Genomic DNA, 25,994 nt, shown 5'->3' with positions numbered 1-25,994 from the left:
TGGGCGCCCGCCGGGCGGCCCTGGGGCCCCGGACGTGCGCCGCGGGTTCAGGCCTTCCGCACGACCACGGTGACCGTCCACGCCTGGAGGCCCTTGCAGGAGATCCTGGCCGGATCGCTCGGGCACAGGGGACGCGACGAGGTCAGCCGGACCGTGCCGGGCGAGACGGCCCGGTAGGCGGCCGAGGCGTCACCCGGCTGGAGGACGATCCCGCTGTTGACGGCCTCCAGGGCCTTTCCGTCCGCCGCGACGGGCTTCCAGGGCCGGACGGTGGTGCCGTCCAGCGAGACCCGGACCGTCTCGCCGGGTGTCAGACAGTACGTGTGGCCCGTGTCGGCGGCACCGAGCCCGGCCCCGGGCGCCGCCCCGCAGTCGGGGCGGGACGGGGACGGGGACGGCGGCGGTGACGCGGTGTCTCCGGACGGGGGCGGTGACGCGGTGCTTCCGGACGGGGACGGCGACACGTTGCCGCCGGCGCCCGTGTCGCCCCCGTTCTGGGCGCCGCAGCCCGCGAGGAGCAGGGCCAGGGCGGTGAGGGAGATGGTCCGGGTGTGAGTCGTTCGACGCATGGGGTGGCCTCCTTGGGGATGGGACGTGCCACCGGCCCTTCAGGATCCGTTCCCGCGCACGACAGGGCCCCGGCCGCCTCGGCGACCGGGGCCCCGGTGTCGGTCAGCTGGTCGTCACGGCCGTGTCGTCCACGACGAAGCTGGTCTGGAGCGAGGAGTCCTCGACGCCGCTGAACTTCAGCGTGACGGTCGAACCGGCGAAGGAGGACAGGTCGAAGCTCTTCTGCGCGTAGCCCGTCGCCTTGTTGAGGTTGGAGTAGGTCGCGAGCGTGGTCGAGCCCGCGGTGACGGTGAGCTTGTCGTAGGCCGTGCTGGTGCTGGTCTCGGCCGTGTCGATGTGCAGGTAGAAGGTGAACGTGGCCTTGCAGCCGCTGGGGACGGTCACCGACTGGGACAGGGTGTCGGTGTGGGTCGAGCCGTACCCGTCGAGCCAGGCGTCGTACGAGCCGGCGTGCGTGGCCTCGCCCGTGTCATTGGTGATGACACCGCTGGTCTCGCTCCACACGGTGGCGCCGGACTCGAAGCCCTGGTTGCCGAGCAGCTGCGCCGAGGTGCAGGTGCCGCCGCCCGAGGTGCTGACGGTCCAGGTGAACGAGGCCGAACCGGAGGCGCCCGTGCTGTCCTTCGCCGTGACGGTGACCGCGTAGGTGCCGGCGGTGCTCGCGGTGCCGGAGATCAGACCGGTCGAGCTGCTGATCGACAGGCCGGTCGGCAGCCCGGTGGCGCTGTAGGTGAGGGTCGCGCCCGCGCTGTCACTGGCCGAGATCTGCAGGCTCGCCGCGCTGCCCGTGGCCGTGGACTGGCTGCCCGGGTTGGTGACGGTCACCGTGTTGCCCGTGCTGGTACCCGAGGTGAAGGCGGCCGTGCCGTTGGGGGTGCCCCAGCCGGTCGGGCCGTCGTAGCCGGTGCCCGCGGTGCAGAAGTACGAGGTGGAGCAGGAGCCGTTGTTGCCGCTGGTCACGTCGTACAGGTTCGAGGTGTGGGAGTAGGGGTACTTCGCCGGGTAGTCGCTGGAGCCGGGGGTGCCGGCGAGCGCGTACACGCCCGCGATGATGGGCGAGGAGGCGCTGGTGCCGCCGTAGACCGCCCAGCCGGAGCCGCCGTAGGTGTCGTAGACCGCCACACCGGTCGCGGGGTCGGCGACCGCGGAGACGTCGGACTCCATGCGCTTGGTGCAGCCCGTGTCGGTCTGCCAGGAGGGCTTGGCGTCGTAGGCGGAGCAGCCCGAGCCGGTGCCCTCGGTGCTGCTGGTCTTCCAGACCGACTCGGTCCAGCCGCGGGTGCTGGAGGAGGTGCTCAGCGCGGTTCCGCCGACGGCGGTCACGTACTGCGAGGTCGCCGGGTACTCGGCGCCGTAGGCCTCGTCACCCGAGGAGACGGTGATCGCGACACCCGGGTGCTTGAAGTACGAGGTGTCCTCGCTGGTCTGCGAGGAGGACTCGGAGCCGCCCCAGCTGTTGGAGACGAACTTCGCGCCCAGTGCGACGGCCTCGTTCTCCGCGATGCCGAGGTCGGAGTCGTTCGCGGAGCTGGCCTCGACGAGGATGATGTTGCAGTTCGGGCAGACGGCGCTGACCATGTCGATGTCCAGCGCCTCCTCACCCGCCCAGCCGGTGTCGTTCGTCGGCAGCGAGGTGGTCGAGCCCGTCTGGCTGACCTGCTTGAAGCAGCCGCTGGCCACAGTGCAGGCGGACAGCCCGTACTGCGAGCGGTAGGTGGCCAGGTCGGAGGCCGCGTTGGGGTCGTTGTAGGCGTCGACCACGGCGACCGTCATGCCGGAGCCGCCCGTCGAGGGCAGGTTGTAGGCGCTGTGCAGGTTGGCCGGGCTGAGGCCGGACACCGCGGCGGCGGCGTCGGGGGAGACCTTCGCCGCGAGCTTCTGCGCGATGTCGGTGCGCCGCTGGGCGAAGCAGGACATCTGGCCGGGCTTGGCCGCCGTGGCGCACAGGTGCTTGGTCGCGACCTTCTGGCCGGCCCTGCCGGTCGCGTGGACCGTCTGCCGGGAGGGGTCGGTGAGGGCCCGGGCGTTCTGGGTGGTGCGCGATACGTGGGGGGCCGGCGCGGGCTGCGCGCTCGCGGGCGGGGCCGCGGTGAACCCGGCGAGGCCGAGGGCCAGGGCGGGGAGGGCGGTGGTGAGGAGTCTTCGCAGGCTCCGGGCCGGTCTGCCGGCGGGTATCGGGCGCTGGGAACGCATGGGGGTGTCGCCTCCATCGGTTCGAGGCCGGTGCCGCTGCGGCCCGGGTGAGGCCGTTCGCGGTGCCAGGGCCGGAAGTGGGGTTCTCGGCGCTCTGAATCGGCACGCCCGTGACGCGCGTAGCGTGAACGTGGAGAGACACGTCATGGGCATGCCAAATCAGTCGTCCCGGCGTGCCGCTGTGCGTGGCGTGACGGGACGGCCAGAACGTAGCCGGGGAGAACGACGTGCGAACAGCCGTGCCGGAAGAACTTTGCCGCTTGATGGGAGGGGATTGGCACGGCGATTGGAGGCGCGGGGGCAGTACGTGACGAAAGCCGGGCCGCAACGGGCGGCCCGGCTCTCATCGGTGACGAACGGTCAGGACGACCGCCGCCGTCAGAAGTCCTCGTCGAAGTCGACGGTTCCCTCCACCGCGACCTGGTACGCGGAGGGCCGGCGCTCGAAGAAGTTGGTCAGCTCCTGGACACCCTGGAGCTCCATGAAGGAGAACGGGTTCTCCGAGCCGTACACCGGCGCGAAGCCCAGCCGCTGGAGGCGCTGGTCCGCCACGCACTCCAGGTACTGCCGCATCGAGTCGGTGTTCATGCCCGGCAGGCCCTCGCCGCACAGGTCACGGCCGAACTGCAGCTCCGCCTCGACGGCCTCGCGCAGCATGGCGGTCACCTGCTCCTGGAGCAGGTCGTCGAAGAGCTCCGGCTCCTCCTTGCGGACGGTGTCGACGACCTCGAAGGCGAAGCTCATGTGCATCGTCTCGTCGCGGAACACCCAGTTGGTGCCCGTCGCCAGACCGTGCAGCAGACCCCGGCTGCGGAACCAGTAGACGTACGCGAAGGCCCCGTAGAAGAAGAGCCCCTCGATGCACGCCGCGAAGCAGATCAGGTTCAGCAGGAAGCGGCGCCGGTCGGCCTTGGTCTCCAGCCGGTCCAGCTTCTCCACCGAGTCCATCCACTTGAAGCAGAACTGCGCCTTCTCGCGGATGGAGGGGATGTTCTCGACCGCGTCGAAGGCCGCCGCGCGGTCCTCGAGGTCGGGCAGGTAGGTGTCGAGCAGCGTCAGATAGAACTGGACGTGCACGGCCTCCTCGAAGAGCTGACGGCTCAGGTACAGCCGCGCCTCGGGGGAGTTGATGTGCTTGTACAGCGTCAGGACCAGGTTGTTCGACACGATCGAGTCGCCCGTCGCGAAGAACGCGACCAGCCGGCCGATCATGTGCTGCTCACCCGGCGTCAGCTTCGCGAGGTCGGCCACGTCCGAGTGGAGGTCGACCTCCTCGACGGTCCAGGTGTTCTTGATCGCGTCCCGGTAGCGCTCGTAGAAGTCCGGGTAGCGCATGGGACGCAGGGTGAGTTCGAAGCCCGGGTCGAGCAGGTTCTTCTCGGTGGAGCTCATTACTGGCAGGCCTCGCAGGACTCGGGGTTTTCGAGGGAGCAGGCGACGGCGTCGGGGTCGGCGGCCTGCTGGACGGGGATGACGGTCTCGGGGCGCGCCTGCGCCTGGGCCGCGCGGGCGATGCGCGTCGCCGGGCGCGAACGCAGGTAGTACGTCGTCTTCAGCCCCGCCTTCCAGGCGTACGCGTACATCGAGGAGAGCTTGCCGATGGTCGGCGTCTCCAGGAACAGGTTCAGCGACTGGGCCTGGTCCAGGAACGGGGTGCGGGCGGCGGCCATGTCGATCAGACCGCGCTGCGGGATCTCCCACGCCGTGCGGTACAGGTCGCGGACCTCCTGCGGGACCCAGGTGAAGCCCTGGACCGAGCCGTTGGACTCGCGCAGCGCCTCACGGGTCTGCGCGTCCCACACGCCGAGCTCCTTCAGCTCGGCCACCAGGTAGGAGTTGACCTGGAGGAACTCGCCCGACAGCGTCTCGCGCTTGAACAGGTTCGACACCTGCGGCTCGATGCACTCGTACACGCCCGCGATGGACGCGATGGTGGCGGTCGGCGCGATGGCGAGCAGCAGCGAGTTGCGCATGCCGACCGAGGCGATCCGCTCCCGCAGGGCGGCCCAGCGCTCCGGCCAGTTCAGCTCGACGTCGAAGTGGTCGGGGTGCAGCACGCCACGGGCGGTACGGGTCTTCTCCCAGGCCGGGAGCGGTCCGTTGCGCTCGGCGAGGTCCGCGGATGCCTCGTACGAGGCGAGCATGATCCGCTCGGCGATCCGGGTCGACAGGGCGCGGGCCTCGGGCGAGTCGAAGGGGATCCGCAGCTTGAAGAAGACGTCCTGGAGGCCCATCGCGCCGAGGCCGACCGGACGCCACTTGGCGTTGGAGCGGCCCGCCTGCTCGGTCGGGTAGAAGTTGATGTCCACCACGCGGTCGAGGAAGGTCACCGCGGTGCGCACGGTCTCGTCGAGCCGCTGCCAGTCGATGTCCCCGCCGGTCACGAACGCACCGAGGTTGACCGAGCCCAGGTTGCAGACCGCCGTCTCGCCGTCGTCCGTGACCTCCAGGATCTCGGTGCACAGGTTCGAGGAGTGGACGGTGTGGCCCGGCTCCGCCGTCTGGTTGGCGGTCCGGTTGGCGGCGTCCTTGAACGTCATCCAGCCGTTGCCGGTCTGCGCGAGGGTGCGCATCATGCGGCCGTAGAGGTCGCGGGCCGGGATGGTCTTGCGGGCGAGGCCCGCCTCCTCGGCCTTGCGGTAGGCCGCGTCGAACTCGTCGCCCCACAGGTCGACCAGTTCCGGCACGTCGGCGGGGGAGAACAGCGACCAGACGCCGTCCTCGTTCACCCGGCGCATGAACTCGTCCGGGATCCAGTGCGCGAGGTTCAGGTTGTGCGTACGCCGGGCGTCCTCACCGGTGTTGTCGCGCAGCTCCAGGAACTCCTCGATGTCGGAGTGCCAGGTCTCCAGGTAGACCGCGGCCGCGCCCTTGCGCCGGCCGCCCTGGTTCACCGCGGCCACCGAGGCGTCGAGCGTCTTCAGGAACGGGACGATGCCGTTGGAGTGCCCGTTGGTGCCGCGGATCAGCGAACCGCGGCTGCGGATGCGGGAGTACGAGAGACCGATGCCGCCGGCGTGCTTCGACAGCCGCGCCACCTGGTGGTAGCGGTCGTAGATGGAGTCCAGCTCGTCCAGCGGGGAGTCGAGGAGGTAGCAGGACGACATCTGGGGGTGCCGCGTACCGGAGTTGAAGAGCGTGGGGGAGGACGGCAGGTAGTCGAGGCGGCTCATGAGCCGGTAGAGCGCCGCGACCTCGTCCACCGAGCGGACGGTGTCGTCCTCCGCGAGACCGGAGGCCACCCGCAGCATGAAGTGCTGGGGGGTCTCGACGACCTTGCGCGTGATCGGGTGCCGGAGCAGATAGCGGGAGTGCAGCGTGCGCAGGCCGAAGTAGCCGAAGCGGCCGTCGCCCTCGGCGTCGATCAGCGTGTCGAGACGGTCCGTGTGCAGTTCCACGAACGCAGCCGTACGGTCGGCGATCAGGCCCTCGCGGTGGCCGACGGCGACCGACTCGGAGAAGGTGGTGACGCCCTGGGAGGCGGCCTCGGCGGCGATGGTGACCGCGAGCAGGCGGGCGGCGAGCCGGGAGTAGGCGGGGTCCTCGGCGATGAGACCCGCGGCCGCCTCGGTGGCCAGTTCGCGCAGCTCGGCCTCGTCGGCACGGGCGGACCGGCCGCGCAGCGCCGCGGCGGCGACCCGGCCGGGGTCGGCGTCGGGGAGGTCGGCGGTCAGCTCCGTCAGGGTACGCAGCAGCACGGTTCCGGGACCGTCGGTCTCCACCGGGGCCTGCTGCGCGGTCACTGAAGCCGGATCGGCTGGCGCGATGGTCACGTGTGGCTCTCCTCGCTCGGCACGGGGCCTCACGGGCGGGTGCGGGGCACACGGGAGCGCTTTCGGGCACAGCGCACCGCGTCCACCGGCCCATTCCGCGAGGCCCGGACGTCGTCGGCACCCGGGCCGGACGGCCGGGGCGCGCTGTCGGCAGGTCCTCGGACTGACGCGAGTACGGGCACACGCAGACGCGAACACGCACAAGTACACCGTTGCGGGACAGTTCCGGATTCGCACCGGATTCCCCTGCGGCGACAGCGACCATGAGCATACATCTTGTGCCGGGCTTCGGGACTGCCCCCACATGTTGTGTCCGCTTGGTGTCCCGGGGCGCTACGGAGTGTGCCGGAACGCCAACTCGTAGGTGAGCAGCCGGATGTCGTCGAGCTCCGGGAGGGGGTTCCAGTCGCGCTCCGGGGTGCGGGTGAAGCCGAGGCGCTCGTAGAGCCGGTGGGCTCCGTGCATGGTGCGCTGGGTGGACAGCACGAGCCGCGTGCAGCCCTCCAGGGCCCGTGCGCGGGCGACGCAGGCGCGTACGAGGGCCTCGCCCGCACCCCGGCCGCGCGCCTCGCGCGCGACCGCCAGCATCCGGATCTCGGCCTCCCCTGGGCGCGCGAAGTCGGCCATGGGGCCGGCGTCCGCCACGAAGGTCACACTGCCGAGCACCCGGTCCCCCTCGACGGCCGCGAGCACCTCGGCGACGGCCGCCCGTCCCTCGACGTCCCGCAATTTTCCGAGGTACGCGTCGCTCTCGCCGAAGTCGAGCAGCCCGTCCCCGAGATAGGCCCGCGCCGCGATCTCGCCGACGACGGGGTACTCCTCGGGCCGCGCCGGCCGGATGACGATGTCCATGCGGGCGAGTGTGCCCGACCGGCACGGCGACGGGCCGCCGGTTTTTTCACCGGCGGCCCGTCGTTCACGGCTGTCGCGGGACCCGGCCCGCAGGCGGGGGACCCGGTACCCGGTGTCTCCTAGTGGCTCGCATCCGCCGTGGCCGGCGGGAGTTCCGTCTCGACCCCGGGGTCGCCCGCGTCGGCCGTGTAGTCCCCCGGAGAGGTCTCGTCGACGCCGTCCGGGGCCTTGAGCGCCCGCAGGGCGAAGGTGAGGACGACGGCGACGGCCGCGTTCAGGACGAACGCCGTCAGCCCGATGTAGCCGATCTCCCCGATGCCGGGGATCTCCTTCGAGCTGCCGCCGAAGTGCTTCTGGGTCGGGGAGGCCACCCCGTAGGCGGCGATCGTGCCGTAGAGCATGCCGACCGCCCAGCCGGCCAGCAGCGCCCAGCGGTGGAACCAGCGGGTGAACAGACCGCCGACCAGCGAGGGGAAGGTCTGGAGGATCCAGATCCCGCCCAGCAGCTGGAAGTTGATCGCGACGGTCTTGTCCATGGTCAGGACGAAGACCAGGGCGCCGACCTTCACCAGGAGCGAGACCAGCTTGGAGACCCTGGTCTCCTGCCGCGGGGTCGCGGCCGGATTGATGAAGTCCTTGTAGATGTTGCGGGTGAACAGATTCGCGGCCGCGATCGACATGATGGCCGCCGGGACGAGCGCGCCGATGCCGATGGCGGCGAAGGCGACGCCCGCGAACCAGTCGGGGAACATGTCCTCGAAGAGCTGGGGGATGGCCAGCTGGCCGTTGGTGACCTTCACCCCGGCCGCGATCGCCATGAACCCGAGCAGCGCGAGCAGGCCCAGCATCAGCGAGTACAACGGCAGGATCGTGGTGTTGCGGCGGATCACCTCCCGGCTGCGGCCGGACAGCGTCGCGGTGACCGAGTGCGGATACATGAACAGCGCCAGCGCCGAACCGAGCGCGAGCGTGGCGTACGTCCACTGGCCGGCCTGGGCGGGGACGAGCCCGCCGGCGCCCGCGGCCGTGTACTTGGCGCCCGCCGCCTTGAAGATCTCGTCGAAGCCGCCGAGTTTGATCGGGATGTAGATGATCGCCACCGCGATCACGATGTAGATCAGCGTGTCCTTCACGAACGCGATCAGCGCGGGCGCCCGCAGCCCCGAGGAGTAGGTGTACGCGGCCAGCACGCCGAACGCGATGAGCAGTGGCAGGTCCTTGACGAACCAGTTGGAGGACGCCCCGCCGCCCACCCCCATCACGTCCAGGACGGCCTGGATGCCGACGAGTTGGAGCGCGATGTACGGCATGGTGGCGAGGATGCCGGTGACGGCCACCGCGAGCGACAGGCCCTTGGAGCCGAAGCGGCCGCGCACGAAGTCCGAGGTCGTCACATAGCCGTGCCGGTGCGAGACCGACCACAGGCGGGGCAGGAAGGTGAAGATCAGCGGATACACCAGGATCGTGTACGGCACCGCGAAGAAGCCGGCCGCGCCCGCCGCGTAGACCGCCGCGGGCACGGCGACGAAGGTGTACGCGGTGTAGAGGTCGCCGCCGAGCAGGAACCAGGTCACCCAGGTGCCGAACGACCGTCCGCCCAGGCCCCATTCGTCGAGCGTGTGCTCGTCGGCGGCCCGGCGCCAGCGCGCGGCCAGGAAGCCCATGACCGTGACGGCCAGGAAGAAGAAGATGAAGACGCCGAGGGCGACGCCGTTCACGCCGTCTTTCATGCTTCAGCGCCCTCCTTCACGGAGGAGGTGCGGGCCCGCTGGTCACGCCGCCACAGGTGGTACGCGGTCACGGTCAGCAGCGTGGAGAGGGGCACCCACAGTATTTGGTACCAGTAGAAGAACGGGATACCGATGAACGCCGGGTCGGTCTTGGTGTAGGAGCCGACCCACAGCATCGCCACGAAGGGCGCGAGCAGGCACAGGCCGATCACCACACGTACCGGTGTCACCACCGGTGGTTTCACTTCGGGCAGGTCTGACACAGGTCGTCTCCGTCCCCTCATCGATCACCTGGGTAACGCGCAGGCAATCTAGGGGACGGTCCGGCTTTAGGGAACACCGCAGCGCGGCGGCGGGTGTGGAGGGTTGGTGTCGGGCACGGGGGTGTGCCCCGTGCCCGCGGAGTGCCTCGTACCGCTCAGTCCTGCGGGCGCTTGAGGCGCGCGACGAACTTGTACCGGTCGCCGCGGTACACCGAGCGCACCCACTCCACCGGCTCGCCGTGCCGGTCGAGCGAGTGACGGGAGAGCATCAGCATGGGCAGGCCCACGTCCGTGCCGAGCAGCCCGGCCTCGCGCGGGGTCGCCAGCGAGGTCTCGATGGTCTCCTCGGCCTCGGCGAGGTGGACGTCGTACACCTCGGCCAGCGCGGTGTAGAGGGACGTGTACTTGACCAGCGACCTGCGCAGGGCGGGGAAGCGCTTGGCCGAGAGGTGGGTCGTCTCGATGGCCATGGGCTCGCCGCTGGCGAGGCGCAGCCGCTCGATCCGCAGCACGCGTCCGCCGGCGGAGATGTCGAGCAGCCCGGCGAGGGCGTCGTCCGCGGTGATGTAGCCGATGTCCAGCAGCTGCGAGGTGGGTTCGAGGCCCTGGGCGCGCATGTCCTCGGTGTACGAGGTCAGTTGGAGCGCCTGGGAGACCTTCGGCTTGGCGACGAAGGTGCCCTTGCCCTGGATGCGTTCGAGCCGGCCCTCGACGACCAGCTCCTGAAGGGCCTGCCGCACCGTGGTCCGCGAGGTGTCGAACTCGGCGGCGAGGGTCCGCTCCGGCGGCACCGGCGTGCCGGGGGGCAGCGTGTCCGTCATGTCGAGCAGGTGCTTCTTGAGGCGGTAGTACTTGGGCACGCGCGCGGTACGGATGGGCGCCCCACCCTCGTTCTCCGCACTGCTGACATCGGTGCTCATGCTCTGCCTTCCCGGCTCCGGATGCCGAAGCGACCGCCATGTCGTCGGCCACGGTCACATCGTGGCACGCCTTGTCGTCCGCGTGATCCCCGCACGCTCCGTGATCCCCTCTATATACCGTCGGCGTACCCGTTGGTCTAGTCCATCGCGTGCCCGCGGTGGTGCGGGAGCCGCCGTGCACGGTCCGTGAGCGGTTCCTTCGCAGGCCGCGAACTCGCCCGTGTTTTGTGCCGCTTGGCTACTTAAAGGTCCTTGCATATGTAGGTCCCATAACGGCCGACTGGACGGGCTTACACACCCTTGACACCCCCCTAGGTCTAGGCCAAGCTCCGGGTACTGGTCTACACCATTGGTCCAGTCCCGGCCCCACGGGCGGTACACGGCGTATGTCACCGCGGGGGAGCAGGGGGGTTTGTGGCATCCCTGAGGAGGGTGGCGTGAAGCGCAAGCTGATAGCCGCGATCGGTATCGCGGGCATGATGTTCTCCGTCGCGGCGTGCGGGAACGACAACAAGTCCGGGGGGTCGGACAAGGGCGCGGACGCCAAGGAGCTGACGGTCTGGCTCACGGTCGACGCGCAGAACAACTGGCCCGAGCTGGTCAAGCAGGCCGACAGCGCGATCGAGGCGAAGCACCCCGGCATCAAGATCAAGCACGAGTACTACGGCTGGCCGGACAAGAACACCAAGCTCGACGCGGTCCTCGCCACCGACAAGGCGCCGGACGTGGTCGAGATGGGCAACAGCGAGATGCTCGGCTACATGGTCAAGGGTGCGTTCGCCCCCCTCGACGCGTCGAAGTTCGACAACTCGAGCGCCTGGCTCGACGGACTCAAGGAGTCCGTGACCTACGACGGCAAGACCTACGGCGTGCCGTACTACGCCGGTGGCCGCGTCGGCAACTGGCGCAAGGACATCGCCGCCTCGGCCGGCGTGAAGTCCACGCCGAAGACCTACGCGGAACTCACCTCCGACCTGGACAAGATCCAGAAGAAGGAGGGCAACAAGTTCAGCGCCTGGTACCAGCCCACCCGTGACTGGTACGCGGCCATGTCCTTCGTCTACGACGCCGGCGGCGCCATCGCGAAGGAGGAGGGCGGCACGTGGAAGGCCAACCTCTCCTCGCCCGAGTCCGTCAAGGGTCTCAACGAGTTCAAGACCATCGTCGACAAGTACATGCACGGCGACAAGACCAAGGACGAGTCCGACCGTTACATCGTCTACGGCCAGGGCAAGTCGGGCATGATCTTCGGTGCCGCCTGGGAGGGCGCGACCGCCGAGGACCCGAAGAGCGACAAGACCGGCAAGCTCAAGGGCAACCTCGAGAACTTCGTGATGCCCGGCCCGTCCGGCAAGAACCTCCCGGTCTTCCTGGGCGGCTCCGACCTCGCCGTCCCGGTGAAGTCGAAGGCGCAGGCCGTCGCCGCCGAGTGGATCAACGCGTTCACCGGTGCGAAGGGCCAGAAGGGCCTGATGGCCAAGGGCAACCTGCCCAACAACAAGACGGACCTCGTCAGCCTCCAGAGCGACCCGGCGACGGCCGTTCCGGCGACCGCCGCCGAGTCCAGCTGGTTCGTCCCGATGGCACCGGGCTGGGGCCAGGTCGAGAAGGCCCAGATCCTGCAGACCATGCTGCAGAACATCGGCACCGGCAAGAAGTCCGTCGCGGACGCCGCGAAGGAAGCGGACGCCGCGATCGACAAGGTCATCAACACCAAGTGACCTGAGGGCAGGGTCCCGTCCCTCCGCCACGGAGGGACGGGGCCCTGCCTCCCGTCCGGCCCGGCCAGGGGCTCGCCCCGGCGCCCCGCCGTACGGGCCCTTCGCTTTCGTTCGACCTGAGGGACCGCTGAGGAGCGCGCGATGAGTGCCGCAGACACGACCACCCACGCCAAGGTGCCGCCACCGCGGCAGGCACCACCACCGGCCGTCGCCGAGGCACCACGCGCCAGACGGACCCTGGGCGCGGCGGCGGTCCCCTGGGTCCTGCTCGCCCCCTGTCTGCTGATCCTCGCGCTGGTCCTCGGCTATCCCCTGGTGCGCCTGGTCACGCTCTCCTTCCAGAAGTTCGGGCAGTCCCAGCTCTGGGGCTTCCAGCCGGCCGAGTCGGTCGGCTTCGCCAACTTCAAGGGCGTGCTCTCGGACGGAGAGTTCTGGCAGGTGGTCGTCAGGACCATCCTGTTCGCCGGCGGGGCCGTCGTCTTCACGATGGTCATCGGCATGCTGATCGCGCTGCTCCTCCAGCGGGTCTCCGGCTGGATGAAGACGCTGATCAACATCGTGCTCGTGGCCAGCTGGGGCATGCCCATCATCGTGGCCACCACCGTCTTCAAGTGGCTCTTCGACTCCGACTACGGCATCTTCAACGCGCTGCTCAGCAGACTTCCCGGCGTCGACATGATCGGCCACAACTGGTTCGCCAGCGGGCCGCAGGGCCTGAGCGTGATCATGCTCCTGGTCGTCTGGGGCGCGGTGCCCTTCGTGGTCATCACCCTCAGCGCGGGACTCACCCAGGTCCCCGCCGAGCTGGAGGAGGCCGCACGGCTCGACGGCGCCGGCGCCTGGGGCGTCTTCCGCCACGTCACCCTGCCGATCCTCAAGCCGATCATCGTCATGCTGACGACCCTCTCCGTCATCTGGGACATGGGCGTCTTCCCGCAGGTCTTCGTCATGCGCGGCGGCCACCCGGAGGCGGAGTTCCAGCTCCTCACCACGTACTCGTACGACCGGGCGTTCGTCGTCAACGACTACGCGCAGGGGTCGGCGATCGCCGTGCTCACCGTGCTGCTGCTCCTGGGCGTGGTCGCCGTGTACATGCGTCAGATGCTCCAGATCGGAGAGGTCGAATGAGTTCCCTCGCCACGTCCGGGCGTACGTCCGCCACGGGGCGGAAGTCCTCCGGGCCCCGCAAGTCCAAGCTCGGCTGGAACCTGCTCGGCCTGTTCGTCTTCCTCACCGCGGGCTTCCCGGTCTACTGGATGCTCAACACGGCGATCAAGCCGGCCAAGGACGCGATCGACCCCGACCCGAGCCTGCTCCCCACCGGGTTCACGCTCGACAACTTCCGCCGCGCGCTGGACATCGCCGACTTCTGGGGCCCGGTGGGCCGCAGTCTGATCGTGTCGCTCTCGGTGGTCGTGATCGGCATCGTGGTCGGGATGCTGGCCGCGCTGGCCATCTCCCGCTTCGCCTTCCGCGGCCGCAAGGTCGTGATCGTCGGCATCCTCGCGGTCCAGATGATCCCGCTGGTCGCCATGATCATCCCGGTCTTCCTGCTGCTGAACGACCTCCACCAGTACGACAAGCTCTCCGGTCTGATCCTCACCTATCTGACCTTCATCCTCCCCTTCACGGTGTGGACGCTGCGCGGTTTCATCGTCAACATCCCGAAGGAGCTGGAGGAGGCGGCCATGGTCGACGGGTGCAGCCGCACCGGCGCCTTCATCCGCGTGGTCTTCCCGCTGCTGGCCCCCGGCATGGTCGCGACCTCGGTCTACGCCTTCATCCAGGCATGGAACGAGTACCTCTACGCCCTCATGCTGCTGAGCCAGGAGAACCAGACCGCCACGGTCTGGCTCGGCAACTTCACCACCAAGCACGGCACCGAGTACGCCCCGATGATGGCCGGCGCCACCCTGATGGCCGTGCCGATCGTCGTCCTGTTCCTCCTCGTCCAGCGCAAGATGGCCGCGGGTCTGACCGCGGGCGCCGTGAAGGGATAACGCCCCCGATGACGACATTCGCCAGCGGTACAGACACCCTGACGCGCGACGCCCTCACCGTGCTCCAGCCCGGATTCACCGGGACCACGGCCCCGGACTGGCTGTTGCGCCGTCTCGGTGAGGGACTCGCCTCCGTCGGACTGTTCGGCCGCAACATCGCCTCGCCCGGCCAACTGGCCGCGCTGACAGCCCAGTTGCGCGCCGAGCGTGACGACGTCCTGGTCGCCATCGACGAAGAGGGCGGTGACGTCACCCGTCTGGAGGTGCGCACCGGGTCGTCCTTCCCCGGCAACCACGCGCTGGGCGCCGTCGACGACGTGGAGCTCACCGAGCAGGTCGCCCTCGAACTCGGCCGCAGACTGGCCGCGTGCGGGGTCAACCTCAACTGGGCGCCGTCCGCCGACGTGAACTCCAACCCCGCCAACCCGGTCATCGGCGTACGGTCCTTCGGCGCCGACACCGCCCTGGTGGCCCGGCACACGGCCGCCTACGTCACCGGCCTCCAGGCCGCAGGCGTGGCCGCCTGCACCAAGCACTTCCCCGGTCACGGGGACACCGCGGTGGACTCCCACCACGCCCTGCCGCGCATCGACGCGGACCTGTCGGTGCTCCAGTCCCGCGAACTCGTCCCCTTCCGGGCCGCGATCGCCGCGGGCAGCCGGGCCGTGATGAGCGCGCACATCCTCGTCCCGGCCCTGGACCCGGACCGCCCCGCCACCCTCTCCCGCCGCATCCTCACGGGCCTGCTGCGCGAGGAGCTCGGCTACGACGGCCTCATCGTCACCGACGGCATGGAGATGCAGGCCATCGCGGCGACGTACGGCATCGAGCGGGGCAGCGTGCTGGCCATCGCGGCCGGCGCGGACGCCATCTGCGTCGGCGGGGGACTGGCGGACGACGACACCGTGCGCCGGCTGCGCGACGCCCTGGTCTCCGCCGTCCGCTCCGGCGAGCTGTCCGAGGAGCGCCTCGCGGACGCGGCGAACCGGGTGCGGGAGCTGGCCGAGTGGACGGCCGCGGCCGCCGCGTCCCGCACGGCCTCCCCGGCCGCCGCCGGCCCGGTGACCGTCTCCGCGAATGGCTTGAACGGCTCGAACGCCTCGAACGGCCCGGCCGGTACGGGCGGGGCGAGCGGTACGGATGGTACGGGTGTCACCGGCGGCGCGGACGGTGCGGGTGGTGCCGGCGGTACGGACGCGGGAGCCGACGTGGGCCTGGTCGCGGCCCGGCGGGCGCTGACCGTGACCCGCTCCGCGGCCTACACCCCGCTCACCGAGGCTCCCTACGTGGCCGCGCTCACCCCGGTCGCGAACATCGCCGTCGGCGACGAGACCCCCTGGGGCGTGGCGGCCGAGCTGGCCCGGCTGTTCCCCGGCACCGGGACCGGCAGCTTCAGTGGCGAGGACGCGGGTGCCTCGGCCCTCGCGGCCGCCGCCGGACGGCCCCTCGTCGCGGTGGTCCGCGACGAGCACCGCCACCCCTGGATGGCGGCCGCCCTCGACACCCTGCTCGCCGCCCGCCCCGACACCGTCGTGGTCGAGATGGGCGTCCCCCAGTCGGCGCCCCGCGGTGCCCTGCACATCGCCACCCACGGCGCGGCCAGGGTCTGCGGCCAGGCGGCGGCGGAGGCCATCGCGGGCGAGTAGGGCCTGTCCGGCCGGCCCCCGGGCCCCCACGCGCCGGTGCCGGGCACTCCCTCGGGAGTGCCCGGCACCGTTGTGTCCGGGGACCGGCGGCCGCGCCGGAGCGGCTTCCAGGGCTCTAGATGCCCTGCCAGTCCGGCTTGGCGGCGAAGGTCTGGCGGAAGTAGTCCGCGAGCTTCAGCTTGGACGCGGCGGCCTCGTCGACGACCACGGTCGCGTGCGGGTGCAGCTGGAGCGCCGACGCCGGGCAGACCGCCGCGACCGGCCCCTCGACCGTCGCCGCGACGGCGTCGGCCTTGCCCTCGCCGGTCGCCAGCAGCACCAGGTGGCGTGCCTCCAGGATGGTGCCGATGCCCTGGGTGATGACGTGGTGCGGCACCTGCGCGATGTCGCCGTCGAAGAACCGCGCGTTGTCCACCCGGGTCTGCTCGGTCAGCGTCTTGATCCGGGTCCGCGAGGCGAGCGAGGAGCACGGCTCGTTGAACCCGATGTGCCCGTCCGTCCCGATCCCCAGCAGCTGGAGGTCGACCCCGCCGGCCGCCGCCAGCGCGCGGTCGTAGGCCTCGCACGCGGCCTGGACGTCCGCCGCGGTGCCGTCGGGTCCCATGAACGCGTCCATGCCGATGCCCAGCGGCTCCAGCACCTCGCGCCGCAGTACGGAGCGGTAGGACTCGGGGTGCTCGGCCGGCAGGCCCACGTACTCGTCGAGCTGTGCGATGCGCGCACCCGAGGTGTCCACGGCACCGGACCGCACGCGGGCCGCCAGCGCCGTGTAGACGGGCAGCGGCGTCGAGCCGGTGGCCACGCCGAGGAGCGCGTCGGGCTTGCGTCCGAGCAGTTCCGCCATGGCCTCGGCGATCAGCTCGCCGCCCGCCTTGGCGTCCGGGACGATGACAACTTCCACGCTGGGCCTGCCGATCTGGAGAGGGGACTCAGGAACGCATCCGAATCCGAAGGGGGACACATGTGGTATAGACCAATCTAGCAGAGGGTGCCCCTCCCGTCGCCCCGGCGCGGGCGCGTCGTGGGACGAATCGCGGCACGGGCCGCGGGGCGCGATCGCCGGGCGGAAGCGGACCCGTTGGTTCCGTTCGGCGGACGGCTCCGCCCGCCCCCGCGCCGCCCGTTCGCCCTCCGGGGCGGGATAGCCTGAGGGGCGCTCCTGGTGTTGGATGAGCGGACGACGAGGACCACGGCCGCCCCCCGGGGCGGGGTGCCGAACCGGCCGCCGATCCATGGACGCGGAACCATGGTCTAGTCCACAATGCTCTGAGAAACTGAATAAGCCTCCGTCTTCCCCGCACAGGAAGACGGACCGAGGAACCGGCGCTCTCTGCCCTGACTGCACCGGCTCCTCTCTTCGGCCGACCGGGACCGCACACCCCACGGCCGTTGTTGCTCCGGGCTGCGGTGCCGGGAGGGTTGAGGGTCCCTCTCAGGCGCCGCGGCCCGCGGGTGTTCCCAGGGGCCTCACGACGCCCCCGGGCCCCCGGCACGTGGCCGATTTCGGGACCTGTCGGATCCGCCGGGTACGCTCGCACACGTGCCCTCCATGAACGATCTCGTACGCCAGCACACAGCCCTCGACGACTCCGATCTCGAGTGGCTGCATCTGCTGGTCTCGGAGTGGCAGCTGCTCTCCGACCTCTCCTTCGCCGACCTCGTGCTGTGGGTCCCCACCCGCGACGGCACCCGCTACGTCTCGGTCGCCCAGATGCGCCCCAACACCGGGCCCACCTCGTACCAGGACGACATGGTCGGCCATCTGGTCCCGCGTGGCCGCCGCCCGCTGCTGGACGCGGCGCTCGACGAGGGCCGGATCGTGCGCGAGGGAGACCCCGAGTGGCGCGAGGAGGTGCCGGTCCGTGTCGAGTCCATTCCCGTACGGCGCGAGGGCCGCGTCCTCGGTGTCATCGCGCGCAACACCAACCTGCTCACCGTGCGCACCCCGAGCCGTCTCGAACTGACGTATCTCCAGAGCGCCTCCGACCTCGCGCAGATGATCGCCGCGGGCACCTTCCCGTTCCCCGACCAGCAGGTCGACATGGACGCCTCGCCCCGGGTCGGCGACGGACTGATCCGCCTCGACGCGGACGGCATCGTCCAGTACGCCTCCCCGAACGCGCTCTCCGCGTACCACCGCATCGGTCTGGCCTCCGACCTGGTGGGCCACAACCTCGGCTCCACGACCGCCGAACTCGCCCCGTCGCGGGGCCCGGTGGACGAGGCGCTGTCGAAGGTGGCCAGCGGCTGGGCGCCCCGCGAGTTCGAGATCGAGAGCGCCGACGGGGTGATCCAGCTCCGGGCGATCCCGCTCAAGCCCAAGGGCACCCGCGTCGGTTCCCTGGTGCTGCTCCGCGACGTCACCGAACTGCGCCGCCGCGAGCGTGAGTTGATCACCAAGGACGCCACCATCCGGGAGATCCACCACCGGGTGAAGAACAACCTCCAGACCGTCGCCGCCCTGCTGCGGCTCCAGGCCCGCCGCATCGACTCGGACCGGGGCCGGGAGGCCCTGGAGGAGGCCGTGCGCCGCGTCGGTTCGATCGCGATCGTGCACGAGACGCTCTCCCAGAACCTGGACGAGCGGGTCGAGTTCGACGAGATCGCCGACCGGGTGCTCGCCATGGTCGCCGAGATCTCGCCGGGCAAGGTCACCGGCCGGCGCACCGGACGCTTCGGCATCCTGGACGCGGAGGTGGCGACCCCGCTCTCCATGGTGCTCACCGAGGTCCTCCAGAACGCGCTGGAGCACGGCTTCCGCGAGGGCGACCGGGGGACCGTCGAGGTCTCCGCGGTGCGCGGCGGCACCTCGAAGGACGCCCGGCTGCTGGTCACCGTCCAGGACGACGGGGTCGGACTGCCCGAGGGCTTCGACCCGCACCGCTCGGGCAACCTCGGTCTCCAGATCGTACGGACGCTGGTGGAGGGCGAGTTGGGCGGCACCTTCGACATGGTGGCCGCTCCGGAGCGGGGGACCCAGGTGCTCCTGGACATCCCGGTGGTCGTGCCCAAGTGACGTCCCGCCCCCGGAGCGCGGGCGCCGCGCCAGCGGCCGGGGGCACGTGAGAATCGCACAAGAGGCCGGTGGGCGGCGGCAGTCGGGGCCCACCGGACACCGTCACTCACCGTGACGGGCTCCGGACGGGCACAGCAATGAGCCCCGGACCACCAGGTGGTCCGGGGCTGAAAGCTCGTTGCATCAAGCGCATCGGGGTACTGCGCGCTGCGGCTCGGGGGCGGGAGTTGCGTACTCGCTGTACGCGCCGCCAAGCTCAGGCTCGTGCGGGGTGGAACGTCAGGCGGTGGCCTGACGAGCTCGGTTGCGGGCGGCACGGCGCTTCATTGCGCGGCGCTCGTCCTCGCTGAGGCCACCCCAGACGCCGGAGTCCTGGCCGGACTCGAGCGCCCACTGCAGGCACTGCTCCATGACGGGGCAGCGGCGGCAGACGGCCTTGGCTTCCTCGATCTGCAGCAGCGCAGGACCGGTGTTGCCGATGGGGAAGAAGAGCTCGGGGTCTTCCTCGCGGCAAACGGCGTTGTGACGCCAGTCCATGGCTGCTACCTCTCCTTGGTATTACATGCACGTTGCTTGTGAATGTGAACGCTTTCACGAATCCCTCAACAAGTGAAGGGCCGACAACCAGACGGACTGGTGTGGTCCTTGATTTGAGGAGGGGTTCCGGTGCTCTGTGGGGCCGATGTTGCGGGCCGTCCCGAGCGCCACGTAGAGACTCGCAAACCTCAGCGGCGGATACAACCCCTTCCGGAAAGTTTTTTTTGATTCCTCGGTGTCGGCTGAGTCACAGCCGTACTTCCATGGGGTGGACCGTGGTCTAAACGTTCGAGTGAAAGGAGTTTGGCCCCTTCCACTCACACAATCACACGCAGTGCACGGCGTACGCCTGTGAACGTCACGCTTGTACGCAGTCCCAGATGGTCGCCGTCCATCTGAAGGGGTAGCGGCACCTTCGAATGCAAGGTGAAGTCCGTCAGGTCATGCAGAGTGACGGCGTGCTTGCCCTGGGGTCCGCGCTCGGGGGACGAAGTGAGCAACTGGGTGGCATACCGGGCGGCCGACGGTGTCGACATACGGCTGAGCGCGAGTACGTCGAGTCCGGTATCGAACGAGGCCTTAGGCGTCGCGTACACCGGACGATTGCCGAGAAACGTCCACGGCGAGGTGTTGCAGATGATGGACAGGACCAGACCGGTGACCGGGTCGGTGCCGGGGCGCTCCAGGGTGATCGTTCCGCGCCGCCGGTGAGGATCGTCCAGAAACTGGCGCAGTACTTGGCGGAGATACAGCGCATGCGTCGAGCGCCGGCCGAGCTCGCGCTGCTGTTCGACCCGCCCCACCACGCCCGCGTCGAAGCCGAGCCCGGCGCAGAAGGTGAACCAGCGGGAGGGGACGGCCTCGTCCTCGGTGCCCGGGGTTCCCGCGGCGAGACCGAGGCCGACCGTGCGCTCCCGCTCCTCGCGCAGCGCGTCCAGCAGGGCGCCGGTCGCCTCGACGGCGTCGTTCGGCAGGCCGAGGGCGCGGGCGAAGACATTGGTGGAGCCGCCGGGAACCACGGCGAGGCCCGGAAGACGCTGGAGGTCGGGGCCCCGGTGCAGCAGACCGTTCACGACCTCGTTGACCGTGCCGTCCCCGCCCAGGGCCACGACCAGGTCTATGTCGTCGCTGTCGGCGGCCTGCCGGCCGAGGTCCCGGGCGTGCCCGCGGTACTCGGTCGTGACCACTTCCAGTTTCATCTCACTGGCGAGCGCGTGGATCAGCACGTCACGCGTGCGCGCACTGGTGGTGGTTGCCGCCGGATTGACCACGAGAAGTGCACGCATGCGATGCAGCGTACCTACTGGGTGGTACTCGTCCCAGACCGAGGTAGGGATCCAGTAAGAGTTCGCAGGTGGCACGGGCGCGCGGAACCGGACCGGCGCGAGGCCCGCGGCCCCGCGGTTCCCGGCCCCCGGGGCACCCGGGCGCCCGGGACCGGCGGCTACTCTTCGGGGGTGAGCCGTGAGCAGAATCCCACCCCCGACGCCCCCCGCACCGATCCCCGCCCCGGGCGGCTGACCGCGGCGGCGGCGCTGGCCGCGCTGGAGGGGACCGCCCTCGTGGCGGGCGGCGTCTGCGTCCTGGTCCTCGGACTCACCGGGGATCCCGACAGCCGGCAGCAGGCCGTCACCGGCGGCGTCACGCTGATCGCCCTGGCGCTGCTGCCGCTGCTCGCCGCGCGCGGACTGCTGCTGCGCCGCTCCTGGAGCCGCGGCCCGGCCCTGGTCACCCAGATCCTTGCGCTGCCCGTCGCCTACACCCTGCTCCAGGCCGACAGCGTCGCGATCCCCGCCGGGATCGCCCTCGGGGTGGTCGCGCTGGTGGCCTTCGTGCTGCTGGTGCACCCGGAAACGACCAGGGCCCTCGGAATCCGAGGGCCCGGCGGTGAGGTGGGGGACGCGCGGGAGGAGAAGTAGCCGGGGCGCACGCCCCGGGATCTTCTCCTCGTGACGCGCGCTCCGGGGACCGCTCCCCGGAAGCGGTGCCGCGGGGCTCACCCCGCGGCCGCCTCACTCCTCGACGAGGAGCTTCTCCCGCAGCTGGGCCAGCGTGCGGGCCAGCAGCCGGGAGACGTGCATCTGCGAGATGCCGACCTCCTGCGCGATCTGCGACTGGGTCATGTTGCCGAAGAAGCGGAGAAGCAGGATCCGCTTCTCCCGCGGGGGCAGGTCCTCCAGCAGCGGCTTCAGCGACTCCCGGTACTCGACCCCCTCCAGCGCCTCGTCCTCGGCGCCCAGGGTGTCCGCGACCGCCGGGGACTCGTCGTCCGTGTCGGGGACGTCCAGGGACAGCGTGGAGTACGCGTTGGCGGACTCCAGGCCCTCCAGGACCTCCTCCTCCGAGATGGCCAGCTTCTCGGCCAGCTCGTGGACCGTCGGGGAACGGCCGTGCAGCTGGGACAGCTCCGCGGTCGCCGTGGTCAGCGCCAGCCGCAGTTCCTGGAGCCGGCGCGGGACCCGCACCGCCCAGCCCTTGTCGCGGAAGTGCCGCTTGATCTCGCCGACCACCGTCGGCGTCGCGTACGTCGAGAACTCGACACCGCGCTCCGGGTCGAACCGGTCGACCGACTTGATCAGCCCGATCGTCGCGACCTGCGTCAGGTCGTCCAGCGGCTCACCGCGGTTGCGGAAGCGGCGGGCCAGGTGCTCCACGAGCGGCAGGTGCATGCGGACCAGCTGGTTGCGCAGCTCCGCGTACTCGGCGCTGCCGTCCTGGAGCTTGCGCAGCTCGACGAACATCGCCCGCGCCCCGCTGCGGTCCTGCGGGTCGTGCTGGACGCGCTGGGCACTCGGCCCGTGCTGCGCGCCCTGCACGACCTGATCGGGCTCCCGCTCGTGCTGCGCGCCCTGCACGTTCTGCTCCGCGTTTCGCTCGTGCTCGCTCATAGTCCCGCCCGTCACCGTTTCCCGAGCTCGAGGCTCTTCCCCCGTGTCCTCGGCCGTGCTCGAACCGGGGGGACCTCCCCGGACGGGGAAGACTCCCGGTTGCGCCGCCGAGGAGACGTCGATCTCCGGATGCGGCCGGGCCTGTTCGGGGATGCCGTCGACGCCGTCCGCCGTGTGCCGCGGCCCGACCGGACCGTCGGCGCGCCCCGCGGGAGGCTCCCGTGTGCCGCGCTCTTCGTCCCGCACCGGCCCGTCCCCGTTCCTCACGCCGGCCCGGGTCCCGCGCCGCGCTGTTTGTAGAGGCTGATCGAAACGGTCTTGTCCTCGGCGACGGTGGAGTCGACCTTGCCCGCGAGAGCCGACAGGACGGTCCACGCGAACGTGTCACGTGACGGAGCGTGACCGTCGGTGGTCGGCGCCGAGACCGTTACCTCCAGTGAGTCGTCGATCAGCCGGAAGACACAGCTGAGCACCGAACCGGGGACGGCCTGCTGAAGCAGGATCGCGCAGGCCTCGTCCACCGCGATGCGCAGATCCTCGATCTCGTCGAGGGTGAAGTCCAACCGGGCCGCCAGCCCGGCCGTGGCCGTGCGCAGTACCGACAGGTAGGCACCCGCGGCCGGCAGCCGGACTTCCACGAAGTCCTTCGTCGCGGGCTCGCCTGCGATCTGGGACACCCTCACCTCCATGGTGGTACAAGCTCATTCGAGCTCTTTCGGGGGCCGAGGGTCGCCCCCCGGGGTAACGCGCTACGTCGTTCTGCGGTGACGCTACCGCGCTCCCGACTTTCCTGTCCTGGGGACCCCGCCCCTTGCTGTCACTCATAGTAAGCCCATGAGTACGGACAGTGGCTAGAGGTCTGCGGCCCCAAATAGGAAGAGCGCGCGCCGGGTTGACGTACCCAGACGTCAGACGGTCGAACCGTCCGGATCGTGAGTCACGCGCGTGCGTGATCCGCGGCTCAGACGAGGACGTGGTCCACGAAACACCAACGCCAGTTCTCCCCCTGCTCGAACGTGCGCATGATCGGATGTCCGGTGTCGTCGTGATGGGCCGAGGCGTGCCTCAGGGGTGAGGAGTCGCAGCAGGCGAGATGCCCGCACTCCAGACACAGCCGGAGCTGCACCGGGTGGGTGCCGGCGGCCACGCACTCGAGGCAGGTCTCGCTCCCGGGTGCGGGTTCGGGCTCCGGCAGCGCGTCGGTGTGCGTGCACTGTTTCATGATTGCCAGGTTACGTCGGGCGTGCGGGGTACCGCGCGGAAAAAGAGGGCGGGCGGAAGACGATGGACGTGTTGCCACTGCTGTTGCTGGTCGCGGGGAGCGCTGCGGTCGCCGGGGCCGCCCGCCGCACCCCGGTCCCGGCACCCCTGTTGATCGTCGCCGTGGCCCTGCTGGTCTCGTACGTCCCCGGGGTGCCCGCGTACGAACTCGACCCGGACGTCGTGCTCCCGCTGGTGCTGCCCCCGCTGCTGTACACGGCGGCCACCGACAGCTCCTACCTGGACCTGAGGGCCCAGTTGCGGCCGGTCGCCCTGCTCTCCGTCGGGTACGTCCTCTTCGCGACCCTCGTGGTCGGCTGGGCCGCCTATCTGCTCGTACCGGGCCTGCCGCTGCCCGCCGCCCTCGTCCTCGGCGCCGTCGTCGCGCCGCCGGACGCGGTGGCCGCGACCGCCGTCGCGCGCCGGGTGGGACTGCCCTCGCGGATCACCACGATCCTCCAGGGCGAGTCCCTGGTGAACGACGCCACCGCGATCACCGCCTACAGGGTGGCCCTCGCCGCGGCCGTCGGCGAGGGCGCGACCTGGGCGGGCGGCATCGGCGAGTTCCTGCTCGCGGCGGTCGGCGGGGTCGTCGTCGGGCTCGTGCTGATGATCCCGATCCACTGGCTGCGCACGCACATGAACGAGGCGCTCCTGCAGAACACCCTCTCCCTGCTGATCCCCTTCGTCGCCTACGGGATCGCCGAGCAGTTCGACGCCTCCGGCGTGCTCGCGGTCGTCGTCGTCGCCCTCTACCTCGGACACCGCTCCTGGGAGGTGGACTTCGCGACCCGGCTCCAGGAGGAGGCCGTGTGGAAGATGGTCGCCTTCGTCCTGGAGTCCGCGGTGTTCGCGCTCATCGGACTCCAGCTGCCCGTCGTCCTCAAGGGCCTCGGGGCCTACGAGGGCACGACCGCCGCCTGGTACGCCGTCGCCCTCTTCCTCGTCGTCGTCGCCACCCGCTTCGTCTGGGTGTACCCCGCCACCTTCCTGCCCCGGCTCCTGTCGGCCCGCATCCGCGAACGCGAGGCCAACCCCACCTGGAAGGGACCGTTCGTCATCGGCTGGGCCGGCATGCGCGGGGTCGTCTCGCTCGCCATCGCCTTCTCCATCCCGCTCACCGTGCACGGCGGCGGCGCCTTCCCCGACCGCAACCTGATCCTCTTCCTGACCTTCACCACCGTCATCGGCACCCTGGTCGTGCAGGGACTCACCCTGCCCCCGCTCATCCGGCTGCTGAACCTGCCGGGACGCGACACCCAGGCCGAGACCCTCGCCGAGGCCAACGCACAGGCGCAGGCCTCCCGCGCGGCCGAGGAGCGCCTCGACGAACTCCTCGCCGACGAGCGCAACGCCCTGCCCCCGCCGCTCGCCGAGCGCCTGCGCACGGTCATGGAACGACGCCGCAACGCCGTCTGGGAGCGGCTCGGCGCGGTCAACCCGGTCACCGGCGAGACAGCGGACGACACCTACCGCCGGCTGTCCCGCGAGATGATCGGCACCGAGCGCGACGTCTTCGTCAAGCTCCGCGACCACCGCTACATCGACGACGAGATGCTGCGCACGCTGCTGCGCCGGCTGGACCTGGAGGAGGCGGCGGCCTACCGGGAGGCGGCCTGAGATCCGGGATCCGCCCGGCCGGTCAGGTCCCGGCGCCCGCGGCGGGGAACGGCGCTCCGGTGATCACGGCGGCCACCGTCGTGCCGCGCGGGAACGCCCCCTCCCCGGCGAGGGCGACAAGTCCGTAGAGCAGCTTGGCGACATAGAGACGTTCGACCGGCAGTCCGTGCCGCTGCTCGAAGTCCTCGGCGAAGGAGTCGAGTTCGGGGGTGGTACGGGCGTAGCCGCCGAAGTGGAAGCGGTCGTCCAGGGACCAGGTCCCGCGCCGTGCGCCGAACGCGGCCTTCTGCAGGGCCGTCACGTCGGCGTCGAGGAAGCCGCCGCGCAGGACGGGGACGCCGAGCGCGCGCCGGCCGGGGCCGAGACCGGCGGCCGTCCCCGCCAGGGTGCCGCCGGTGCCGCAGGCGAGGGCGGCCACGTCGATCCCGTCCGCGTCCCGCAGCTCCTCGCCGAGCGCCACGCAGCCGCGTACGGCCAGGGCGTTGCTGCCGCCCTCGGGCACCACGTACGCGTCCTCGGAACCCGTCGCGCGCAGGATCGCGGCCAGCGTCCCGGGGTCCGTCTTGTGCCGGTAGGTCGATCTGTCGACGAAGTGGAGCCGCATGCCGTCGGCCGCGCAGCGGGCCAGCGAGGGGTTCAGCGGGCGGTCGGCCAGTTCCTGGCCGCGGACCACGCCGAGGGTGGGCAGCCCGAGCAGACGGCCCGCGGCGGCGGTGGCGCGCAGATGGTTCGAGTAGGCCCCGCCGAACGTGACCAGCGGGCGGCCCGCCGCCGCCTCCAGGTTCGGCGTCAGCTTGCGCCACTTGTTGCCGATCAGCTCCGGGTGGATCAGATCGTCCCGCTTCAGCACGAGCCGGACCCCGTACCGCTCGAAACGCCGGTCCCCCACCTCCTCCAAAGGTGACGGAAGCCGCGGGGGAGGACCGGGGGCCGGGGCCGGGGTCGGGGAGTCCGGGGTGGCGGGGCTGGTCACGCCCTCATTGTCGGACACCTGTCCGGGGGCGG

Annotated in this window: 22 protein-coding genes and 1 riboswitch; of the genes, 7 read left to right on the top strand and 15 right to left on the bottom strand. The window is 70.7% G+C overall.

Annotated elements, in window-relative coordinates; all coding sequences use genetic code 11:
- Positions 1-47: 47 nt before the first annotated feature.
- The 8 genes from ACFWI4_RS34920 to ACFWI4_RS34885 form a co-directional block, all read right to left on the bottom strand.
- On the bottom strand, positions 48-569 hold the full coding sequence (locus ACFWI4_RS34920) for a hypothetical protein (protein WP_387204747.1): 522 nt from the start codon (positions 567-569) through the stop codon (positions 48-50).
- A 103-nt stretch (positions 570-672) separates the two neighbouring features.
- The gene (locus tag ACFWI4_RS34915; RefSeq protein WP_387204744.1) at positions 673-2,763 is read right to left on the bottom strand and encodes a putative Ig domain-containing protein; all 2,091 of its coding nucleotides are present in this window, start codon (positions 2,761-2,763) and stop codon (positions 673-675) included.
- Positions 2,764-3,141: 378 nt separating this feature from the next.
- Positions 3,142-4,155, bottom strand: coding sequence for a ribonucleotide-diphosphate reductase subunit beta (locus tag ACFWI4_RS34910; protein WP_387204741.1), 1,014 nt, complete (start codon positions 4,153-4,155; stop codon positions 3,142-3,144).
- Complete coding sequence (locus ACFWI4_RS34905) at positions 4,155-6,536, bottom strand: ribonucleoside-diphosphate reductase subunit alpha (protein ID WP_387204738.1); 2,382 nt, start codon at positions 6,534-6,536, stop codon at positions 4,155-4,157. The genes ACFWI4_RS34910 and ACFWI4_RS34905 overlap by 1 nt, the downstream gene beginning before the upstream one ends.
- Before the next feature lie 131 nt (positions 6,537-6,667).
- A riboswitch (cobalamin riboswitch) is annotated at positions 6,668-6,817 on the bottom strand.
- Positions 6,818-6,869: 52 nt separating this feature from the next.
- Positions 6,870-7,388, bottom strand: a complete 519-nt coding sequence (locus tag ACFWI4_RS34900; RefSeq protein ID WP_387204735.1) for a GNAT family N-acetyltransferase — start codon at positions 7,386-7,388, stop codon at positions 6,870-6,872.
- Positions 7,389-7,507: 119 nt separating this feature from the next.
- Complete coding sequence (gene mctP, locus ACFWI4_RS34895) at positions 7,508-9,118, bottom strand: monocarboxylate uptake permease MctP (protein WP_387204732.1); 1,611 nt, start codon at positions 9,116-9,118, stop codon at positions 7,508-7,510.
- Entirely contained in the window at positions 9,115-9,402 is a 288-nt protein-coding gene (locus tag ACFWI4_RS34890; protein WP_385400800.1) for a DUF3311 domain-containing protein, read from the bottom strand. Before ACFWI4_RS34890 ends, mctP begins: the two co-directional genes overlap by 4 nt.
- Positions 9,403-9,536: 134 nt before the next feature.
- Positions 9,537-10,301, bottom strand: a complete 765-nt coding sequence (locus tag ACFWI4_RS34885) for a GntR family transcriptional regulator (RefSeq protein WP_385400803.1) — start codon at positions 10,299-10,301, stop codon at positions 9,537-9,539.
- A 437-nt stretch (positions 10,302-10,738) separates the two neighbouring features.
- Between ACFWI4_RS34885 and ACFWI4_RS34880 the strand changes: the two genes are divergently transcribed.
- The 4 genes from ACFWI4_RS34880 to ACFWI4_RS34865 all read left to right on the top strand — a co-directional run bounded on the left by ACFWI4_RS34880 (position 10,739) and on the right by ACFWI4_RS34865 (position 15,668).
- Complete coding sequence (locus tag ACFWI4_RS34880; RefSeq protein WP_387204728.1) at positions 10,739-12,022, top strand: extracellular solute-binding protein; 1,284 nt, start codon at positions 10,739-10,741, stop codon at positions 12,020-12,022.
- Positions 12,023-12,163: 141 nt separating this feature from the next.
- Positions 12,164-13,150 carry a carbohydrate ABC transporter permease gene (locus ACFWI4_RS34875; protein ID WP_387204725.1) on the top strand — a complete coding sequence of 329 codons (987 nt, stop codon included), beginning with the start codon at positions 12,164-12,166 and terminating at the stop codon, positions 13,148-13,150.
- Positions 13,147-14,022, top strand: a complete 876-nt coding sequence (locus tag ACFWI4_RS34870) for a carbohydrate ABC transporter permease (RefSeq protein ID WP_385400812.1) — start codon at positions 13,147-13,149, stop codon at positions 14,020-14,022. Before ACFWI4_RS34875 ends, ACFWI4_RS34870 begins: the two co-directional genes overlap by 4 nt.
- 8 nt (positions 14,023-14,030) lie before the next feature.
- Positions 14,031-15,668 carry a glycoside hydrolase family 3 protein gene (locus ACFWI4_RS34865; RefSeq protein WP_387204721.1) on the top strand — a complete coding sequence of 546 codons (1,638 nt, stop codon included), beginning with the start codon at positions 14,031-14,033 and terminating at the stop codon, positions 15,666-15,668.
- 115 nt (positions 15,669-15,783) lie between these two features.
- Here ACFWI4_RS34865 and nagB read toward each other — a convergent pair whose 3' ends face one another.
- Entirely contained in the window at positions 15,784-16,569 is a 786-nt protein-coding gene (nagB, locus tag ACFWI4_RS34860) for a glucosamine-6-phosphate deaminase (protein ID WP_385400817.1), read from the bottom strand.
- Between the two features lie 639 nt (positions 16,570-17,208).
- Between nagB and ACFWI4_RS34855 the strand changes: the two genes are divergently transcribed.
- Positions 17,209-18,684, top strand: coding sequence for a sensor histidine kinase (locus ACFWI4_RS34855; RefSeq protein ID WP_387204717.1), 1,476 nt, complete (start codon positions 17,209-17,211; stop codon positions 18,682-18,684).
- 279 nt (positions 18,685-18,963) lie between these two features.
- Here the strand turns inward: ACFWI4_RS34855 and ACFWI4_RS34850 are convergent, their stop codons facing one another.
- Both ACFWI4_RS34850 and ACFWI4_RS34845 read right to left on the bottom strand, forming a co-directional pair.
- A complete protein-coding gene (locus ACFWI4_RS34850; RefSeq protein WP_006380970.1) occupies positions 18,964-19,221 on the bottom strand; it encodes a WhiB family transcriptional regulator in 258 nt (85 codons plus the stop codon).
- Between the two features lie 317 nt (positions 19,222-19,538).
- Positions 19,539-20,507, bottom strand: a complete 969-nt coding sequence (locus ACFWI4_RS34845; RefSeq protein WP_385400823.1) for a diacylglycerol/lipid kinase family protein — start codon at positions 20,505-20,507, stop codon at positions 19,539-19,541.
- 171 nt (positions 20,508-20,678) lie between these two features.
- On the opposite strand from ACFWI4_RS34845, the gene ACFWI4_RS34840 reads away from it, so the two are divergent.
- Positions 20,679-21,140, top strand: coding sequence for a hypothetical protein (locus ACFWI4_RS34840; RefSeq protein ID WP_387204714.1), 462 nt, complete (start codon positions 20,679-20,681; stop codon positions 21,138-21,140).
- Between the two features lie 93 nt (positions 21,141-21,233).
- Here ACFWI4_RS34840 and ACFWI4_RS34835 read toward each other — a convergent pair whose 3' ends face one another.
- The 3 genes from ACFWI4_RS34835 to ACFWI4_RS34825 all read right to left on the bottom strand — a co-directional run bounded on the left by ACFWI4_RS34835 (position 21,234) and on the right by ACFWI4_RS34825 (position 23,331).
- Positions 21,234-22,376: an RNA polymerase sigma factor SigF gene (locus tag ACFWI4_RS34835; RefSeq protein ID WP_387204711.1), complete on the bottom strand. Its 1,143-nt coding sequence runs from the start codon at positions 22,374-22,376 to the stop codon at positions 21,234-21,236.
- A complete protein-coding gene (locus ACFWI4_RS34830; RefSeq protein ID WP_054228129.1) occupies positions 22,373-22,786 on the bottom strand; it encodes an anti-sigma regulatory factor in 414 nt (137 codons plus the stop codon). Before ACFWI4_RS34830 ends, ACFWI4_RS34835 begins: the two co-directional genes overlap by 4 nt.
- 284 nt (positions 22,787-23,070) lie before the next feature.
- Complete coding sequence (locus ACFWI4_RS34825) at positions 23,071-23,331, bottom strand: UBP-type zinc finger domain-containing protein (protein ID WP_385400833.1); 261 nt, start codon at positions 23,329-23,331, stop codon at positions 23,071-23,073.
- Positions 23,332-23,393: 62 nt separating this feature from the next.
- On the opposite strand from ACFWI4_RS34825, the gene ACFWI4_RS34820 reads away from it, so the two are divergent.
- Positions 23,394-24,989 carry a Na+/H+ antiporter gene (locus ACFWI4_RS34820; RefSeq protein WP_387204708.1) on the top strand — a complete coding sequence of 532 codons (1,596 nt, stop codon included), beginning with the start codon at positions 23,394-23,396 and terminating at the stop codon, positions 24,987-24,989.
- 22 nt (positions 24,990-25,011) lie between these two features.
- Here the strand turns inward: ACFWI4_RS34820 and ACFWI4_RS34815 are convergent, their stop codons facing one another.
- A complete protein-coding gene (locus ACFWI4_RS34815; protein WP_387204705.1) occupies positions 25,012-25,962 on the bottom strand; it encodes a 1-aminocyclopropane-1-carboxylate deaminase/D-cysteine desulfhydrase in 951 nt (316 codons plus the stop codon).
- Between the last annotated feature and the right edge of the window lie 32 nt (positions 25,963-25,994).

The organism is Streptomyces sp. NPDC127038, assembly GCF_042725875.1.
Lineage (GTDB): Bacteria > Actinomycetota > Actinomycetes > Streptomycetales > Streptomycetaceae > Streptomyces.
The sequence above is the reverse complement of the archived record's forward strand: the minus strand, read 5'-3'. Positions and strand labels throughout refer to the sequence as shown.

Coding starts and splice junctions, on each gene's coding strand:
- ACFWI4_RS34920 (WP_387204747.1), bottom strand. CDS start 569: ATGCGTCGAACGACTCACACCCGGACCATCTCCCTCACCGCCCTGGCC.
- ACFWI4_RS34915 (WP_387204744.1), bottom strand. CDS start 2,763: ATGCGTTCCCAGCGCCCGATACCCGCCGGCAGACCGGCCCGGAGCCTG.
- ACFWI4_RS34910 (WP_387204741.1), bottom strand. CDS start 4,155: ATGAGCTCCACCGAGAAGAACCTGCTCGACCCGGGCTTCGAACTCACC.
- ACFWI4_RS34900 (WP_387204735.1), bottom strand. CDS start 7,388: ATGGACATCGTCATCCGGCCGGCGCGGCCCGAGGAGTACCCCGTCGTC.
- mctP (WP_387204732.1), bottom strand. CDS start 9,118: ATGAAAGACGGCGTGAACGGCGTCGCCCTCGGCGTCTTCATCTTCTTC.
- ACFWI4_RS34890 (WP_385400800.1), bottom strand. CDS start 9,402: ATGAGGGGACGGAGACGACCTGTGTCAGACCTGCCCGAAGTGAAACCA.
- ACFWI4_RS34885 (WP_385400803.1), bottom strand. CDS start 10,301: ATGAGCACCGATGTCAGCAGTGCGGAGAACGAGGGTGGGGCGCCCATC.
- ACFWI4_RS34875 (WP_387204725.1), top strand. CDS start 12,164: ATGAGTGCCGCAGACACGACCACCCACGCCAAGGTGCCGCCACCGCGG.
- ACFWI4_RS34870 (WP_385400812.1), top strand. CDS start 13,147: ATGAGTTCCCTCGCCACGTCCGGGCGTACGTCCGCCACGGGGCGGAAG.
- ACFWI4_RS34865 (WP_387204721.1), top strand. CDS start 14,031: ATGACGACATTCGCCAGCGGTACAGACACCCTGACGCGCGACGCCCTC.
- ACFWI4_RS34850 (WP_006380970.1), bottom strand. CDS start 19,221: ATGGACTGGCGTCACAACGCCGTTTGCCGCGAGGAAGACCCCGAGCTC.
- ACFWI4_RS34845 (WP_385400823.1), bottom strand. CDS start 20,507: ATGCGTGCACTTCTCGTGGTCAATCCGGCGGCAACCACCACCAGTGCG.
- ACFWI4_RS34825 (WP_385400833.1), bottom strand. CDS start 23,331: ATGAAACAGTGCACGCACACCGACGCGCTGCCGGAGCCCGAACCCGCA.
- ACFWI4_RS34820 (WP_387204708.1), top strand. CDS start 23,394: ATGGACGTGTTGCCACTGCTGTTGCTGGTCGCGGGGAGCGCTGCGGTC.